Consider the following 16,215-nt stretch of genomic DNA (forward strand, 5'->3'; position numbering starts at 1 on the left):
CCATGAAAAACACGCTGATTTTTGGCTTACTGCTCCTTGCTTCGTTGCGCGCCTTCGCCGCGCCGCCGCTGACGCCCGCACAGGAAGCGCGCGTCCAGGAACTGGTGCAGGAGACCTTGCTTAACCATCCGGAAATCCTCGCCGCGGCGGCGGAAAAGCTCGACCAGCAGAGCGCGCAGGCCGATCGCGAGCAGTTGCAGACGGTCCTTAAGCAACACCAGGACTTTCTCTTCAATGACCCGAACTCTCCGCGCTTCGGGGCGACGCATCCCCGGTTGACGCTGGTCGTGTTTACCGATTACAACTGCCCTTACTGCAAGAAATTTGACCCGTATCTGGCAAAGATCGTGGCGAAATACCCCGACGTGGCGGTGGTGTTTAAGTTTCTGCCTTACCGCGCTGAAAGTTCGGTCACCTCGGCACGCGATGCGCTGACCGTGTGGCGTACGCACCCTGAGCAGTTCCTCCGCTTCAACGATATCCTGATGGCGAGAAAGGGCTATCACGATGATGCCAGTATTGCTGAAGCGAAAAAGAAAGCCGCAGTGGTGGTGGATAAGCCCGATGAACAAAGCCTGGAAACGCTGAAGAAAAGCCTGGCGGTCGCGCAGCAGCTTGGGATTCAGGGCACGCCCGCCACGCTGATTGGCGGCGAACTGCTGTCGGGCTGGATCCCGTATGAACAATTTGACGCAATGGTCAGCGAAGCGCTGAAAAAACAGTAAATTGACTCGCGGGGGGACTCCCCCGCGTTAAGGAGAGACGAGTATGAAACCGATCGCGCTGATGGCGTTATCCTTAATCCCGACGCTGGCCTTTGCCAGCGCGCCGCTGCCCGACATTGTAAAACGCTTTAGCGAGCAGCAGAACATCACGATAGTCAAAGAGATAGACGCCCCCGGCGGCATGAAAAGCTGGGTCGGTCAGTATCAGGATATGGGCGTGACGCTGTTTCTGACGCCGGATGGCAAGCACGTGGTGTCCGGTTATCTTTATGACGATAAAGGTAAAAACCTGAGTGAAGACTATTTCAAAAGCGAAATTTATATCCCGATGGGCCGGGAGATGTGGCAAAAGCTCAACAGCGCTCACGCGCTGAAAGAGGGGGCCGATACGGCGGAACGCAAGGTGGTGGTCTTCGCCGATCCGTTCTGTCCGTATTGCAAAACGTTCTGGTCGGCGGCCCAGCCCTGGGTGGCGGCGGGTAAAGTGCAGCTCAATACGCTGTTGGTGGCGTTCCTCAACCCACAAAGCGGGCGTAACGCCACGGCCATTCTGAACGCCGATGACCCGGTGGCGGCCTGGCGGGAGTATGAGCTCTCTGGCGGCAAAAAACTGCCGCCGTTTACGGGCACCACGCCGCGTGAAACCTTCAATTTGCTCCAGCAGCACCAGAAGCTGATGGATGATCTGGGGGCGAGCGCGACACCGGCCATTTATTATATGAATGATAAAAATGAGCTGCAGCAGGTGGTCGGCATGCCGGATGAAAAGCAACTGATTGACATGTTCGGCCCACGCCCCTAAGTCATAGCAACATGCGCGCTGGGGCGGGGGTGACCCCTCCGGCGCCCATTTAGCCCCAGACGTGGATAAAATTCAGTAACACGGTCACGATGACCCAGGCTAACAAAAAATAGCGCCGCTTGTCGTTGCGAGATTCCAGCGCGGAGAAATAGTTGGCGCTGTAAAAGGTGGAGACAATAATCGCCAGCGTGACGACGATATGCCATACCGATTCCCGGATGCCAACACAGGCGCTGACGGCGCTAAAACAGAGCACGATAGCAATGCCGTTAAGCGCGTTGCACATCAGCCAACCCCACAGGCTGGCGGGCCGGACAAACATTTGTTCGAGTCGTAATACCAATGAACTATTCACCCTGTAAATATAAAGTGCGCATAAAATGCAGCTTATGCGTAGGCGTGGAGTTGACCAAAATCAACGTTGTGGGCTGATGTCGACAATTATGTCCTGAATGTTGAGCGGTGTTGGCGTACAGACGGCCAGACTGAGCGCATTTTGCTGGCAATGAGCAATAAAATGCGTCGCAGGCTGCGTACTGTCGATGTCGGCCATCCGCCATACGCCGCCGCCGCGCTGCTTCACGATAGCCTCTTTCCGAGTCCAGATGCGCCAGAAGGCGGCGAGCTGGTGTTCCGGGCGTTCGGCGGCAATTTCCGCCTGTTCGCGGTCGCTGTAAAACGCGCTGACCAGCGATGGCCAGCGCGGGCGCGGGCGGATAACCTCAATATCGCAGCCCACTTCCCCTTCATCGCTGAGTAGCAGGGCGATGTTGTCGCCGCTGTGGCTCAGGTTGAACCACAGCGCCTGCTCCCCCCCAAACGCCGGTTTTCCCTGCTCGCCATAGATAATCTCCGGCAGCGGCGAGCAGACGTGGCAAAGTAGCGCCCGACCCGCCAGCCAGGCGGCGCGTCTTGCGCCCGGCGGTGCCGCCGCCATAATTTCTGCGGCGAGCGGAATGGCGCTTAAGGCCGGAATGTTCCCCAGATAAAGCCGGTACATTTCAGGGCCAGCGTTGAATAATCATCGAGGTGTTGATGCCGCCGAAGGCAAAGTTATTACTCTGCAGGAACTCACAATCCACCCGGCGGGCCTTCGCCATGATGTAGTCCAGCGCACCGCAGTTTTCATCCGGATGCCGCAGGTTGAGCGTGGGCGCAAACCAGCCTTCGCGCATCATCTGCAGACTCATCCAGGCCTCCAGCGCGCCACAGGCGCCGAGGGTGTGACCAAAATAACCTTTCAACGAGGAAAAGGGGACGCGGTCGCCGAACAGCGCGGCGGTTGCCTGGCTTTCGGCAAGATCGCCGCGATCCGTTGCGGTGCCGTGGGCCGAAATATAGCCGATATCCTGCGGACTTAAGCCTGCCACTTTCAGCGACTGCGCCATACAGATTTGCATGGTTTCGCGCTGGGGTTGGGTGATATGGGCGGCATCGCAGTTGGTGGCAAAGCCGACGATCTCGCCGAAGATGGTCGCGCCGCGCGCTTTTGCGTGCTCCAGTTCTTCAAGAATGAGCGTTCCGGCACCTTCACCCACCACCAGACCGTCGCGTTTCTCGTCGAACGGGGAGGGAGTTGTTTTCGGTTGGTCATTGCGCTGGCTGGTGGCGAACAACGTATCAAAGACCGCCGCTTCTGAGGGGCACAGTTCCTCTGCGCCACCCGCGACCATCACGGTCTGGTAACCGTGGCGGATGGCTTCCCACGCGTAGCCAATCGCCTGGCTGCCCGAGGTACAGGCGCTGGAGGTGGGGATAACCCGCCCGCGCAGGCCAAAGAACAGGCCGGTATTCACGGCGGTGGTGTGCGGCATCATCTGCACGTAGGTGGTGGCGGTAATGTTATTGGTGTGCTTCTCGGTCAGCATGGTGGCGAATTCGCTCATCGGGCCGGTGCTGCCGGTTGAGGAACCATAGGCAATCCCGGTTTCACCATTAGTCAGCACCTTATCGTCGAGCAAACCCGCCTGCTCCAGCGCCAGCTCGGTGGCCCGCGTCGACAGCAGCGACACGCGGCCCATCGCGCGGATGCGTTTACGGGTGTAATGGTCCGGCAGCCTGAAGTCTTCTATCGGCGCGCCCAGCAGCGTTTGCAGCCCGTCGAATTCCTGCCATTCCGGCATATACCGTACGGCGTTTTCGTAGGCCAGCAGCCGGGTGGAAACGTCCTGCCAGTTATCGCCAAAGGCGGTGACGCCGCCCATCCCGGTAATCACCACGCGGCGCGTCATAGCATCCCTCCATTAATGGAAATAACCTGGCGAGTCACGTAACCGGCAATATCTGACATCAGATAAGCGGCCAGCCCGGCCACTTCGTCCGCCTGTCCCATGCGTTTCATCGGGATAGCGGCCATGGCCTCTTTCAGCGCCGTCTCTTCCATCTGCAGCATGCCGGTATCGATAAGGCCCGGCGCAATGCAGTTGACGGTGATTTTGCGTTTTGCCAGCTCTATCGCCAGCGCTTTGGTGGCGCCAATAATGCCCGCTTTGGCGGCGCTGTAGTTCACCTGGCCCCGGTTGCCCATCACGCCAGAGACGGAAGAGAGCGTGATAATGCGTCCTCCCTGGCGCGCGCTAATCATCGGCATAATACAGGGCTGAATGACGTTGTAGAAACTGTCGAGATTGGTGTGGATCACTGCATCCCAGTCGTCATCGCCGAGCGCCGGGAAGGCGGCGTCGCGCGTTATGCCAGCATTGCTCACCACGCCGTACCATGCGCCATGCGCCGCAATATCCTGCTCCAGCACCGTGCGGCACTGCGCACGATTTGCGACGTCAAATTGCAGCAAACGACCCGTGCCACCAAGGGCGTGAATCGCTTCCAATGTCTCCTGCGCGCCGGCCTCGTCATGGTGATAATGAACGCCGACCACAAAACCTTCCGTCGCCAGCTTTTGGGCGATGGCGCGCCCGATCCCCTTGCTGGCACCGGTCACTAAAACTGAACGACTCATGAGCACGCTCCTTGTTGAAAGAGAGAATGAAGTTCTTCCGCCGTCGGCTGGAAGGTATTCACACGACCCGATGCCAGCGGCTCCGCGCCGACATGAATTGTGCATTCAAAGCTGCCGAAACGTTCGTCCTGCATCAGACGGCTGATGGCGACAGAAAGCGTTTTTCCGCCTGGCAACGCGCCCGCGGCGCAAACCAGCTCACGGGCGCCGAGCACCATCCCCAGCGCCATCGCCTCCAGCCCTTTCTGCTGACGATGCCAGCCGGACCACACGCCGACGGTCTGCGCCATCAGCTCCAGCGCGAACCAGCCGGGGAGGTTTCCTTGCGGATCGAGATACGGCCCCAGCACGCCGTCGGAAGTCACGGCGACGCGGCACATGGCGGTTTCCTCGGTCACGCTCACCACCTCTTCCAGCAGCTGCATCGGGGCGTCGTGCGGCAGATAGTCGCCGGGTGATAAATAGCGGCTCATGAAACCCTCCCGAGCAGGATGCTGGCGTTGTTGCCGCCAAACGCGAACGAATTTGACAGGATAACCGGGCGCTTCAGCGTCTGCGGCTGCGTAATAATCCCGCAGGGTGCCAGTGCCGGGTCGCGCGGCGACAGGCTAAAGTCCTGGGCAGGAAGCGGTAAATTTCGTTGTAATATTAACATGCTGAGCGCCGCCTCGGTGATGCCTGCCGCGCCCAACGTGTGGCCGGTCAGGTGCTTGGTGGAACTACAGGGCACCGCTTCGCCAAACAGCGCGTTCACCACGCGAGATTCGATCCGATCGTTCAGCGGCGTTGCGGTGCCGTGGAGATTAATGTAGCCGATATTGGCAGCGGCCATCTCCGCGTCGTTGAGCGCTTGCTGAATCGCGCGAATCGCGCCCTCGCCCTGGGGATGCGGCGCGGAAATATGGTAAGCATCGCTCGACTCGCCGACGCCCAGCAGCGCGATAGGCTGCGGCTCACGCGTCAGCAGCATCAACGCCGCGCCTTCACCGATGGTGATGCCGCAACGATCCTGAGCAAACGGCTGGCACCGCGTGGTGGAGAGCGATTCCAGGCTGTGGAAACCATTAATCGGCATCCGGCTCAGGGTGTCCGCGCCGCCGACGATCGCCACGTCCGCCAGTCCGGCCTCAATCAGACGACGACCGCTGATGATCGCGCGGGCGCTGGAGGAGCAGGCGGTTGAAAGGGTAAACGCCGGGCCGTCGAGCGCTAACCAGTGGCTGAGAAAGCGCGACGGGTCGCCCAGCTCCTGTTGCGGATAGCGCCACGCGGTGCTGGCTTCGCCGTTCAGGGTCAGGTTGACGTGTGCGTCGCCCTCATCCAGTCCGGAGGTGCTGGTTCCGAGCACCACGGCAACCCGCTCGTGGCCATACTGCGTGATGGCGGCATCCACCTGCGGCTGAATCTGCGCCAGCGCGGCCAGCAGCAGCTGGTTGTTGCGCGAGCGGTGGTCGCGAAAGGTATCAGCAATGACGGGCAGCTCGCCGTCGACGCCGCCCAGCACTGCCTCGGGATGTCCCTGAAGCCAGCCGGTTCTTGGGCGCATGCCGGGGGCCACGCCGCGCGTCAGGTTCGCGGCGATCTCATCGAGCGTGTTGCCCAGCGCATTGATCATGCCGACTGCCGAAATATAGATCATCTCAGTCACCCAGATATTGAATGGTGATGTGGTATTTAAAAACGTGCTGCGCAATGCTGATTGGCTCACGTTTGCCGTGGCGGTTGAGGTAGGTGATTTCGGTCACCAGCTTACCACGGGCGTTGCGCAGCTCGCGCTTATCGCCGCTGTCGGTCAACGTCCAGCCGGCGGGCAACTGCGGCTGCCAGGCGCTGATGGGCCAGTGGCTGAGCATCACGTCGGCCAGTACCTGGCTGGCGGGCGGCAGCTGTGGCGCAACGATCGACTGCTCGGTGTGCAGCCCGTGTTCGTCGTAGGTGGCGAGAAACAGACGAATACCGACCGACGACAGGCCCGCGAGGGTGAGTTTTTTATCATCGGCGTTCAGCATGACCAGCAGCGACTGGGTCTGACCGTTGAAGCTGCCGGTCAGCAACTGCTGAGAACTGAGCGCCGGGGAGATGCCCGGCGTCGGTAGGGTCACGCGGGTTCCCGGCTCCAGCCACGCCTGCGGGCGAGCGGATGGCGCCGGTGGCGTGTGGCTGCAAGCGGTCAGCAGCAGAGTGCCGATCAGAAAAAGGGCGCGGATTGCCGGATGGCGACACGCGTCGCGGTACGCTGTAGGCCGGATAAGGCGACGCCGCCATCCGGCAAAAAAGGTCGCTGTCATCATCGTTATTTCTTCTCTCTTTTCGTCGGCATCGCCAGCGGCGATAGCAGAAAGGCGGTGAAAATGCCGCTCACCAGCACGATACCGAAACTGCTGATGGCCTGCGTGGCGCTAAAGACCAGCATGCCAAGCGTCAGCAGTGTCGTCAGCATCGCCAGCGTAATTGCCAGCAGCGACGTCAGCGGCGTGCCGCGCGGGTTGCTGAAAAATAGGGTGTAGTTAATACCGATCCCCAACACCAGCACCAGCGCCAGCAGCGAGAACAGGTTCAGCGGATGTCCACTGAACGCCAGCACCGCCAGCCCACAGCCTAATGACAGCAGTGAGGGGACCAGGCTGATGACCCCTTTCCGCCAGCCGAGGCGGGCGATTGCGCCGCAGGCAATCACCGCCAGCGCCACGCCCAGCAGGCCGGTCAGAATATGGCGATAGAGCGCGAACAGTGCATCGAAAGTGTGTTTACGATCCACCCACGCCACGCCAGGCTGTTTTTTACTCAGCGCATCCAGCGCCGCGCTTTCTTTGACCCCTTCAGCGGGTACCAGCACGCCGCTTTCACCGTTGGGCAGCGTCAGCCACAGCAGACGCCAGCCTTCACTGGCCGGGCTGCTCAGCCAGCTATCGACCGTCACCGGCATAGGTTTGAGGTCCGGATTCACCATGGAGATCCCGGCACGGCCTAGCGCCTGAGCGATGGCGGGCGCGGCGGTTTGCAACGCCTTGAGGTCCTGCTGCTGCCGGGCGAGGGAATTCAGTGGAAGAGTGCGATAGCCGCTCATCCAGCCGCGCTCTTTCGCCTGCTCCAGCGCGGGAATAAACCCTTCCAGCCGCTCCAGCGTTTGCTGTGCAGAAGTGCCGTAAACCACAAACCATTTTTGATCGACGCGCTGCCCGGTTAGCGCGGTAATCGCTTTTTCCTGCGCCAGAATGTGCTGCGGCAGCGCCTGAAGCTGCGAGATATCGTCATCGACGCGCAACGCGGCGAGGCCCGCCAGCGAGAAAATCGCCAGCGCCACCGGCAGGCCGACGGACAGTTTTCGGTTGCGTCGCCATGCGGCCAACCAGCGCAGCATCAGCCCCCGCGCCGGAATCGGGCGCACCGGCAAACCACGACACAGCCACGGATGCCAGAAAATCACCGTCAGACAGGAGGCGGAAAGGCCGACGGCGGCAAATACCGACATCTGCCGAATAGCGGGGAAGGGGGCGAGCATCATGATTAGATACGCCGCCACGGTGGTCAGCAGCGCCAGCAGCAGCGCGTTACGCACTTTGGCGAGGCTTTGCCACGGCGAGGCTTCCGCGCCATGCACCATGCGCTCGGTCAGATAGTAGAGCGTGTAGTCGGCGGAAATACCGATAATGCTCATGCTCATCACCAGCGTCATCAGGTGCAGCTCGCCGAACGCCAACAGCGTGACCACGGTGCCCGCCAGCGCGCCGATGGCGATGGAGGTCAGACACAGCAGCAGCGGGCGCAGCGAGCGGAAAGTGAGAAGGATCAACAGCACTACGCCGAGTATCGTTGCTGTGCCGAGCGTTGAGATATCCTGCTTCGCCTGCTGGCTGGCGTAGTCGCTGTAAAACACCGTCCCGCGCGACAGCAGCTGTGCCTGCGGATGACGGGCCTTCAGCTCGCTTTCCAGCGCGCTCAGCGTGGTTACCAGCCGGTGCGTTTGCTGCATGTCGAACGACGAACCGGACAGCTCGCCGTGCAGCAGATACCAGTAGCGTCCGTCGCCATCCTGCGTCACCAGCCAGCCGTCCATCAGTCTTAGCCGCTGGCCATTTTTCGCCATCGCCAGCTGCGCGCCGCGCATCAGCATCAGCGGGTCGTTTTGCAGCTCTTTGCCGCTCACGCCGGAGAAGGCCGAATAGAGCTGGGAGAGGATCCACTGCGCCTGCGCTGCGCCGCCGTTTTGCAGCCGCGCGCGGGTCTCCGGGTCAATCAAGCCGTTACGGTGCTGCCAGAAAAAATCACCCCAGGCTTGCTGGCTGTCGGCATCCATCGGGCCTTTGACTTCCGCCAGCGCCTGCGATTTTTCCAATAGCGCCAGCCAGTCGCGGGCGACCTGCGGGTCGTCCTGTTTGCCGGGGCTGACCAGCCAGACCAGCTGACGGTCGAGGCGCTGCATAAACCCGTCGTTAAGGCTCGGCGGAATCGCGCCCATTGCCTGTTTCGGCAGCATGGCCAGCACGCTGCTGTTCAGCCGCGCTTTCGGCAGCAGCGTCAGCAGCGCCGCCAGCATCAGCAGACAGCAGAAAGCCCACAGCAGCGCCGGGCGTTTACTGGGCGGCAAAGCGTTGGCGTTCGTCATCGGTCAGTTGGGCGGGCGTCAGCTGGTGTTGAGAGAGGACAATATCGGTGCGATCGCCCTGTTTATCGTTGAGCACAATGCGCTGCAGATAGTCTTTACCGGCCAAATCAATGGTGGCGAAGATTTTATCCAGCGGCGTCGTGGTTGGCGTCAGGCTCAGCGTCCAGCGGCCTGCGCCCTGGTCTTTAAAATCGACGCGGAAGTTTTGCTCAAGCACGGCGCGATCGGCCTGGAACAGCGCGCGCAGCAGGTGGTTAAACTGGAACATCTGCGGGTTGTTTTCCGCGGTGATGGTCTGCGGCGGCTGGCCGTTAATGGCCTGCACCATACGTTTGTCATCGAGCAGGAGCTGCATCGGGAACGGGCTGGTTTGATCCCACAGCAGCCCCCGATCGCGGGCAATCAGCATCGTCCCCTGAGAACGCAGCGGCTGCGGCAGATCCTTGATGGTCCGGGTCTGGTCGAAGTGCGCGCGAATCACCGGCTGTTCGGTAAAGCGTTGTTGCAGCGTGTCGAGCGTCAGTGCGCTGACAAACGGGCTTATCAATAGCGCCAGCAGCGGCAGCCATCTCATGGCGTGACCCCCATACGTTCAAACAGAATATCCGGGCTGACGAAGCACATCTCGCCGCTGGCGTCGTCCACCGCCACCTGGATGGTGTAGCCGCTGGTGGCGCGCTGGCCGCTTTCGGCATCGAAAATGTCGTAGTTGATGCGCAGGCGGTTCTCAAACTCGTTGATTCGCGCGCGGACGCGAATGCGCTGCTCGAAGGTCAGCGGGTGACGGTACTTCACGCGGGTATCGACCACCGGCCACAGGAAGCCGGAGGCTTTCATCTGCCGATAGCCGTAGTTGAACTGGTTTAGCAGCGCTTCGCGGGCGATTTCGAAATAGCGGAAGTAGTTGCCGTGCCATACGACGCCCATCATGTCGACGTCGTGAAAAGGAATGGTCAGCTCAACTTCAGCCGTAAAACGGGGATCGTTTAGCACCCTTTACTCCTTGTGTTGCGGATCCGGCAACTGCCAGAAATCAAAAAAGTTAAACCAGTCGAGCGGTGACTGCAGCGCATAGTGCTCGAGGCGTTCGGCATAGCGGTCGATGGCGTGTTGAAGCGCCTGCTGGCGGTCGGCGCGCGGTAGCGGCAGCGGGTCGGCAAACGGTTCACAGTGAATGTGCAACTGCCCCTGCTGGCGCAGCGCGAACAGCAGTTCGACCGGACAGCGCAGCAGGGCGGCGAGAATAAACGGCCCCTGCGGGAACGGCGCGAGCTGGCCCATAAAACGGCTCCAGCATACGCGCCATTGGCCGCCGCGCTGCGGACTGACCGCAATGCGGTCGCCGACTATGGCGATCCACTCGCCGCGGTCCAGTTTTTCCTGCAGCAGCATGGCGGTGTCCGGGCCAATATCGGTCACCGGCAGCAGGTTAATCCCGGCCTGCGGGGCCATCTCCTGCATAATCTGTTTAAAGCGCTGGGCGTTATCGCTGAACACCAGCGCGTTGATAACCGTGCTGCCCTCCCGCTGCGCCAGCGCGCGACACACTTCAACATCCCCCAGATGCGAGACCAGCAGCAGCTTGCCGCGGCCCTCGCCGCCGTTTAAGGTCGCTTGTGCGCCAGGCGCAAAGACCACGTCGCGGCCCGGTTGCAGCGCGCCGCGCCAGCTGGCGATTTTATCGAGCATCGCGTTGCCAAAACGCAGGAAGTGCTGATAGCTGGTGAGGTTTTTCGGCACCGGCATGCCGCGCTCGGTGAGCTGTTCACGCACGCGCGTTATCCAGCGCTGTGAAGCGTGGCGAGCGCGGCGGGCCGTCAGCCAGTAGACGCCCACCACCGGGTAGAGCAGCAGCGTGAAGGCTTTTCGTCCCAGTAAGCGCCACACTTGCAGCATCAGGCGCATCCCCCATAAGCCTCTGACCTCCTGCTGGCGCGCCCAGTGCGGCGAGGCGCGGCGAAATAGCAGTGTTGGGAGGCGCGGCAGCATGCCAAGGAACAGCCGTGTGTGCATCCATGATATGCGCAGGTTGTCTTTGAAGGCATCGAAATGGGAAAGACCGTCCGACGGATAGGTCACGCGGGTCGGGACAAAATAGCTGGTGTTGCCCTGCCAGTAGAGCCGCACCATCACTTCGGTATCAAAATCCATCCGCTGACCAAGCCTCACCCGTTGAGCGAGCTGGAGCGTGGGGGCAAGCGGGTAGACACGAAAACCGCACATGCTGTCTTTCAGCTGCAGCGACAGCGTTTCAATCCATACCCAGACGTGGGTCACCCAGCGGCCATACAGGCGCGAACGGGGAATTGAGTCGTCGTAAATCGGCTGCCCGGAAATCAGCGCCGTTGGGTGTGCTTTCGCCAGCGTCAGCAGTCCGGGAATATCTTCAATCGCGTGCTGACCGTCGGCATCCAGCTGGACGGCATGGCTATAGCCCGCCGCTGCCGCCGCCTGTAGCCCCCGGATCACCGCCGCGCCTTTACCGGCGTTTTCCGCCTGCCGAATCAGTGTCAGGTTCTCGGTTTGCGCGGCCAGCTGTTGCAGCGCTTCGCGGGTGGCGGCATCGCTGCCGTCGTCGACCACGATGCAGGGCAGGCCAAACGGCTGCAGGCGTGCGAGCACGCTCGCCATCATCGGGCCGTGGTTGTAGCAGGGAATGACCACGCAGGGGGAAAAGGTCAACGACATAACCGAATCTTCCCGCTGCTGGCCGTGTGGCGCGCGTCGCCATCGTGACGCAGGTAGCTGAACGTCAGCAGCCCGCGCGCTTCCTGCCAGTTCAGGGTCAACGTGACCACCATCGATGGCAGGAGCGGAGCCTGAAATTTCACATTCTGCAGGCTGTGAAAACGCCAGCCGGGGGCTAACTCCGTGGCGGCGTAATGCATCACCCAGTCTAGTTGCGCCACGCCGGGCAGCAGGGGCTGAATGGCAAAGTGCCCCTGGAACCAGCAAAGATCGGGATCGAGAGAGAGCACAATCTCAAGCTGCTGTGGCGGTGCCTGATGACGCTCAATTTCACGGGGTTTCATGCAATAACTCCTGCAATTGCGCATAGACACGCTTATTCATACTGTTAACCGGAATTTCATCGATAATGCGCCAGTAGCGCGGCACGGCCACCGGCTCCAGCCATGGCCGCAGCGCGCGTCGCCACGCCCGCTCCTGGGCTTTCCCGCCGCCGTTTTGCCAGCGCTGACGGGCGTCATCGTCCAGCACCAGCAGCACGCCTACGCTCTGGCGACCGTGGCGGGTGACGGGCAGCGCCACGGCCTCGCGAATGCCCTCCAGCGTCAGTAGCCGTTGCTCAATTTCGCTGAGTGAAACGCGTTTCTCTTCAATTTTAACCACCCGGCCATGGCGGCCAAGCAGATGGAAATGACCGTTCGCGGAAAGCTGTAAAACATCTTCGAGCATAAAACCGTTAACGTCGGCGATCAGCGGCGAATATACGCGAAACGCCGCGCCTTGCCGGTCGAAATGGATACCCGGGAAAGGCTGCCAGCGGGGATTTTCCCGTTCACGGTAGCGCCAGGCGATCACGCCGGTTTCGGTGCTGCCGTAAATTTCATCCGGCCAGACCTTCAGCCAGGCGGCACTGCGCTGCGCATCCTGCCAGTCCAGCACGCCGCCAGCGGAGAGGGCCAGCGCCAACGGCGGCGGCACCAGCTGTGGATCGAGGCGTTTGAGAAAGGCCGGGCTGCTGATAAACGCGTAGCGATGCGCGTGGCTCAGTGCAGCCAACTGCTCGGGGAACGCGAGCATCGTGGCATGCAACGGCAGACCGAGCGCCATCGGCAGGAAAATGCGAAACGTCAGGCCATAAAGATGCTGCGGCGTGACGGACGCGACGACACGACAACCGGCAAGGCGTTCGGCAAACTGCGCGGACAGCAGCCCGGCCTCACGGTCGAGGCAGACAATCGGCTTGACGATACGCTTGGGCTGCCCGGTGGAGCCGGAGGTGAACAGCTCGATCACGGCATCGTCGCGCAAGGGCGGAAAGTGAACGACGTTGTTGAGCGTTGACGCGGTGTCCACTACCAGCTGCGTTCCCGGCCACTCCAGCGGGGCATCGCTCAGTACGCCGTCGAACAGCGCGCGCTGTTCATTGAGCAGCGCGGGGCGGCTATGGCCGGGGAGCACCGGGATTTTGCCCGCGAGCAGGGTCGCCAGCAGGGCGATGATAAACCGATAACCGTCTTCACAGCACAGCGCCCAGCGGTCGCCCTGTTGGTGCTGCAAGCGCGCCATCAACCGCGCAACGTCGCTGCGTAAATGCGCCAGCGTCCACAGGCGATCGTGCTGCCAGACGATGGGCGTCGTCGAAGGGCGGGGTGCGGTAAGCCATTCGGCAAGCGTCAGCGGCGGCTTCACTGAGACCCCCGCTTTCTCAGGCGACGGCGAATCAGCCATTCTCCCGCCATGAGCCCGCCCATCAACAGATAGGCGATCATGCCGTTCCACAGCGTCCATAGCGTCATGTCGCCGTACACCACGGTAAAGAGGGCCACGCTGCCGTTAACGATAAAGAAACCACTCCAGATTTGCGTCACCCGCCGGGTATAGCGCACTGCCTGCGGGGGCAAATTGGGCTCTTGCAGTCGCGCCAGCCGTTCAATAATCGGCATAGATGACCACAGCGAACCGCCAAATACCGCCAGCATCACGGCGTTGACCACCACCGGGTATAGCAGCAATAGCTGATGGGTTTTCAGCAGGTAGCTGGCCACGCACAGCGTAACGCCAGCCGCGGCGACGATCTGCGTAACCACGCGCAGCGGCCCGGCCTGCCGACCGGTCTGGCAAAAACGCAGGAGAAATAGCAGCGCCATGAGCGGCAACAGCCATTGCAGGCGATGATGCGCCAGCGCGTAGCCAATCAGCAGAGGCCAGGCGAGCAGGAGTGCGCCCGTTATCAGGGCAACAAACGGCAGCGAGCGCGCGCTCGACACGGCGGTTACGCTTCTTTCAGCAGGCCGGCCACCGCATCGACCACATCCTGCACGGTACGAACGGCTTTGAACTCTTCCGGCTTAATTTTTTTACCGACCTTTTTTTGCAGCTGCACGACCATATCGATAGCGTCAATGCTGTCCAGCTCAAGGTCTTCATACAGACGGGCTTCCGGCTTAATATCCTGCGGATCTATCTCAAACAGCGTCTCCAGCAGCGCGGAGACTTCGGCGTAAATTGCGTGTTGTTCGTTCATAGCCTGGCTCCTTATGCGCGCTGTGATTGAATGAAAGACGCCAGGGTGGCGACCGAGAAAAAGTGCTGGCGCATCTCGTCGCTTTCCGCGGAGAGCACCACGCCGTACTGATTTTTTACCGCCAGACCCAGCTCAAGGGCGTCAATCGAGTCCAGACCGAGTCCGTCGCCAAACAGCGCCGCCTCGCTATCGATATCCTCAACGGTAAGCTCATCCAGATTTAATGTGTTGATGATGAGATGCTTAATTTCGAGATGAAGCGCTTGCATCATTAATTCCTATGCCAGTCTCAGTATTTGTTTGTAATTTCAGCAAAAGGTGCCGATTTAATCGTCTTGCAGCCAGCGCCGGTTCTTGTTCTTCTGTTGGATAAAACGCCTCGACGCTGACCCGTTCACCCACCGTAACGGTAAACCGGGGTCGGGTGGGGGGCGCATCGTACCATTTACGCTGTTTACTTAGCATAGATTCGGTACAGCGAATCACCACGATGCGAATGTCGCAGCCGCAGCGGACGGCAATATTCGCCGCGCCGCGCTGGAGCGTCATTTTTTCGCCCGGCACGGTACGCGTTCCTTCGGGAAAAATCAAAATTGTGTCGCCCTGCTGCACGCGTTGGCAGCTGGCCGGCAGCAGGATATCGGCCCGGTCGTTAATCAGGTAATCCGCTGCGCGAATCACGCCGCTAACGAAGGGATTTCGCAGCAGCGCGCTTTTTACCAGACAATCGGTTTCCGGCATGATAGAGGCCAGCATGACGTAGTCAATCAGACTAGGATGGTTCGCCACCACCAGACAGCCGCGATCCTCACGCAACGCGTCGGCGTTTTCAATGCGGTAGTCCAGCACGCCAACGGCTTTCACCACCGCTAAGAACAGGCGAAAGCTGGCCGAGATACTGCGCCGCGCCAGCCGCTTGCGGCGCGTTTTGTCGCGCACGACCAGCAGTAATAAATTAAACCAAATCAACGAGAGCAGCAGACCGCCCACGCCAAACAGGGCGAAACAGACGCCGGTCATCGCGGCGCGCCAGAGGCGATTCAGACGACCACTTTTCCCGCTCATGTCCGGCTCCAGCACCACTGCATACGCTCGCCGTCGACGGTAAAGGCTCGGGCATCCTGAAGGTAGTGCCTGAGGAACAGCAGGCTTTGCGGCAGCGCGGGCTCATCCTGCGTGGTACCCGGCTGCGTCTGGCAGCGCCATGTGTCCCCGGCTTCCAGCACCAGCCCGACGGCATAGGGCCAGGTCGGCATCGTCGGCGGCAAATGCGGACGATAAAACGCGGGCAACTCACCATCAAAATCGACCAGCAAAACGCGGCGGTATCCCGCGTGAATCAGGGCGATGGCTTCACATAACCCTTGCTGAAACGTATCTCTACCTGCCGAAAGCGAGGAAGAGACCAGCGGCTGTTGGGCGGCAATGGTCAGATTGCCGACCGACGAGTTGTGCACCGAAAGGGCGAAATCGGTCGGCGAAAGCGGTTGTTCCGTCGCCAGCGCCTGCAGGAGACGGAAGTTGCGTTCCAGTTCGCCGTGGCGGCTGGTGAACAACACGGCATCGACCGGCTGGCGGCGCAGAAGCGTCAGACCGCACTCAACGGCCAGCTTGCTGCCCGAACTGAGGCGGCGCGCGGTCATCATCGGCAGCGCCGTGGGTTTGGCCAGCGGCGCCGATGGGTCGATAGCCTGTGCGTGCAGCGACCAGCCTCGCCATTGCTCATCGCTGGCGAGCCCTGGCGCAGCGGCCTGCCAGTCAATGATGTTGAGTGATAATTTCATGCATTCGCGCCCAATTTATGAGTCAACCAGCCTTTGGGTGAACGTCAAAATACCATACCACGCCGTCTTAACGCGATTTCTTATGACATCCCGGCCGCTCACAAATGTGACCGCGCGCGCTAACCGG

20 protein-coding genes are annotated in these 16,215 nt (G+C 60.9%); 2 read left to right on the forward strand and 18 right to left on the reverse strand.

Translation table 11 applies throughout. From position 1 onward, the window contains the following. The first annotated feature begins 2 nt into the window (after positions 1-2). Together K7B04_RS13880 and dsbG are read left to right on the forward strand one after the other, a co-directional pair. Complete coding sequence (locus tag K7B04_RS13880) at positions 3-725, forward strand: DsbA family protein (RefSeq protein WP_223802270.1); 723 nt, start codon at positions 3-5, stop codon at positions 723-725. Between the two features lie 43 nt (positions 726-768). Next, positions 769-1,527 carry a thiol:disulfide interchange protein DsbG gene (gene dsbG, locus K7B04_RS13885; RefSeq protein ID WP_163447890.1) on the forward strand — a complete coding sequence of 253 codons (759 nt, stop codon included), beginning with the start codon at positions 769-771 and terminating at the stop codon, positions 1,525-1,527. Between the two features lie 49 nt (positions 1,528-1,576). Here dsbG and K7B04_RS13890 read toward each other — a convergent pair whose 3' ends face one another. The 18 genes from K7B04_RS13890 to K7B04_RS13975 all read right to left on the reverse strand — a co-directional run bounded on the left by K7B04_RS13890 (position 1,577) and on the right by K7B04_RS13975 (position 16,088). Continuing rightward, positions 1,577-1,813: a hypothetical protein gene (locus K7B04_RS13890; protein ID WP_064548925.1), complete on the reverse strand. Its 237-nt coding sequence runs from the start codon at positions 1,811-1,813 to the stop codon at positions 1,577-1,579. A 129-nt stretch (positions 1,814-1,942) separates the two neighbouring features. Then, a complete protein-coding gene (gene acpT / locus K7B04_RS13895; protein WP_223802271.1) occupies positions 1,943-2,527 on the reverse strand; it encodes a 4'-phosphopantetheinyl transferase AcpT in 585 nt (194 codons plus the stop codon). A gap of 1 nt (position 2,528) precedes the next feature. Continuing rightward, entirely contained in the window at positions 2,529-3,758 is a 1,230-nt protein-coding gene (locus K7B04_RS13900) for a beta-ketoacyl-ACP synthase (RefSeq protein WP_163447892.1), read from the reverse strand. Beyond that, the gene (locus tag K7B04_RS13905) at positions 3,755-4,486 is read right to left on the reverse strand and encodes a 3-ketoacyl-ACP reductase FabG2 (RefSeq protein WP_163447893.1); all 732 of its coding nucleotides are present in this window, start codon (positions 4,484-4,486) and stop codon (positions 3,755-3,757) included. Before K7B04_RS13905 ends, K7B04_RS13900 begins: the two co-directional genes overlap by 4 nt. Continuing rightward, positions 4,483-4,959: a 3-hydroxy-fatty acyl-ACP dehydratase gene (locus K7B04_RS13910; RefSeq protein ID WP_223802272.1), complete on the reverse strand. Its 477-nt coding sequence runs from the start codon at positions 4,957-4,959 to the stop codon at positions 4,483-4,485. Before K7B04_RS13910 ends, K7B04_RS13905 begins: the two co-directional genes overlap by 4 nt. After that, positions 4,956-6,125 (reverse strand): beta-ketoacyl-[acyl-carrier-protein] synthase family protein, encoded by a 1,170-nt coding sequence (locus K7B04_RS13915; RefSeq protein ID WP_223802273.1) that lies wholly within the window; start codon positions 6,123-6,125, stop codon positions 4,956-4,958. The genes K7B04_RS13910 and K7B04_RS13915 overlap by 4 nt, the downstream gene beginning before the upstream one ends. A gap of 1 nt (position 6,126) precedes the next feature. Beyond that, positions 6,127-6,777: a DUF3261 domain-containing protein gene (locus tag K7B04_RS13920; protein WP_223802274.1), complete on the reverse strand. Its 651-nt coding sequence runs from the start codon at positions 6,775-6,777 to the stop codon at positions 6,127-6,129. Positions 6,778-6,779: 2 nt separating this feature from the next. Continuing rightward, a complete protein-coding gene (locus K7B04_RS13925; protein ID WP_223802275.1) occupies positions 6,780-9,092 on the reverse strand; it encodes an MMPL family transporter in 2,313 nt (770 codons plus the stop codon). Beyond that, positions 9,061-9,666 carry an outer membrane lipoprotein carrier protein LolA gene (locus K7B04_RS13930; RefSeq protein ID WP_223802276.1) on the reverse strand — a complete coding sequence of 202 codons (606 nt, stop codon included), beginning with the start codon at positions 9,664-9,666 and terminating at the stop codon, positions 9,061-9,063. The genes K7B04_RS13925 and K7B04_RS13930 overlap by 32 nt, the downstream gene beginning before the upstream one ends. Continuing rightward, a complete protein-coding gene (locus K7B04_RS13935; protein WP_163447898.1) occupies positions 9,663-10,085 on the reverse strand; it encodes a thioesterase family protein in 423 nt (140 codons plus the stop codon). The genes K7B04_RS13930 and K7B04_RS13935 overlap by 4 nt, the downstream gene beginning before the upstream one ends. Before the next feature lie 3 nt (positions 10,086-10,088). Further along, positions 10,089-11,780, reverse strand: coding sequence for a glycosyltransferase family 2 protein (locus K7B04_RS13940; RefSeq protein WP_223802277.1), 1,692 nt, complete (start codon positions 11,778-11,780; stop codon positions 10,089-10,091). After that, the gene (locus K7B04_RS13945) at positions 11,771-12,124 is read right to left on the reverse strand and encodes a hydroxymyristoyl-ACP dehydratase (protein WP_223802278.1); all 354 of its coding nucleotides are present in this window, start codon (positions 12,122-12,124) and stop codon (positions 11,771-11,773) included. Before K7B04_RS13945 ends, K7B04_RS13940 begins: the two co-directional genes overlap by 10 nt. After that, positions 12,111-13,469, reverse strand: coding sequence for an AMP-binding protein (locus tag K7B04_RS13950; RefSeq protein WP_223804166.1), 1,359 nt, complete (start codon positions 13,467-13,469; stop codon positions 12,111-12,113). The genes K7B04_RS13945 and K7B04_RS13950 overlap by 14 nt, the downstream gene beginning before the upstream one ends. Beyond that, positions 13,466-14,047 carry a hypothetical protein gene (locus tag K7B04_RS13955; protein WP_223802279.1) on the reverse strand — a complete coding sequence of 194 codons (582 nt, stop codon included), beginning with the start codon at positions 14,045-14,047 and terminating at the stop codon, positions 13,466-13,468. The genes K7B04_RS13950 and K7B04_RS13955 overlap by 4 nt, the downstream gene beginning before the upstream one ends. A 5-nt stretch (positions 14,048-14,052) precedes the next feature. Then, complete coding sequence (locus K7B04_RS13960; protein WP_064548954.1) at positions 14,053-14,304, reverse strand: acyl carrier protein; 252 nt, start codon at positions 14,302-14,304, stop codon at positions 14,053-14,055. A gap of 11 nt (positions 14,305-14,315) precedes the next feature. After that, entirely contained in the window at positions 14,316-14,573 is a 258-nt protein-coding gene (locus tag K7B04_RS13965) for a phosphopantetheine-binding protein (RefSeq protein ID WP_064548955.1), read from the reverse strand. Continuing rightward, on the reverse strand, positions 14,548-15,369 hold the full coding sequence (locus K7B04_RS13970) for a lysophospholipid acyltransferase family protein (protein ID WP_163447902.1): 822 nt from the start codon (positions 15,367-15,369) through the stop codon (positions 14,548-14,550). The genes K7B04_RS13965 and K7B04_RS13970 overlap by 26 nt, the downstream gene beginning before the upstream one ends. Beyond that, complete coding sequence (locus tag K7B04_RS13975; RefSeq protein ID WP_223802280.1) at positions 15,366-16,088, reverse strand: beta-ketoacyl synthase chain length factor; 723 nt, start codon at positions 16,086-16,088, stop codon at positions 15,366-15,368. The genes K7B04_RS13970 and K7B04_RS13975 overlap by 4 nt, the downstream gene beginning before the upstream one ends. Positions 16,089-16,215: the final 127 nt, after the last annotated feature.

It is taken from the genome of Kluyvera sp. CRP (genome assembly GCF_019930565.1).
Taxonomy (GTDB): domain Bacteria; phylum Pseudomonadota; class Gammaproteobacteria; order Enterobacterales; family Enterobacteriaceae; genus Kluyvera; species Kluyvera georgiana_A.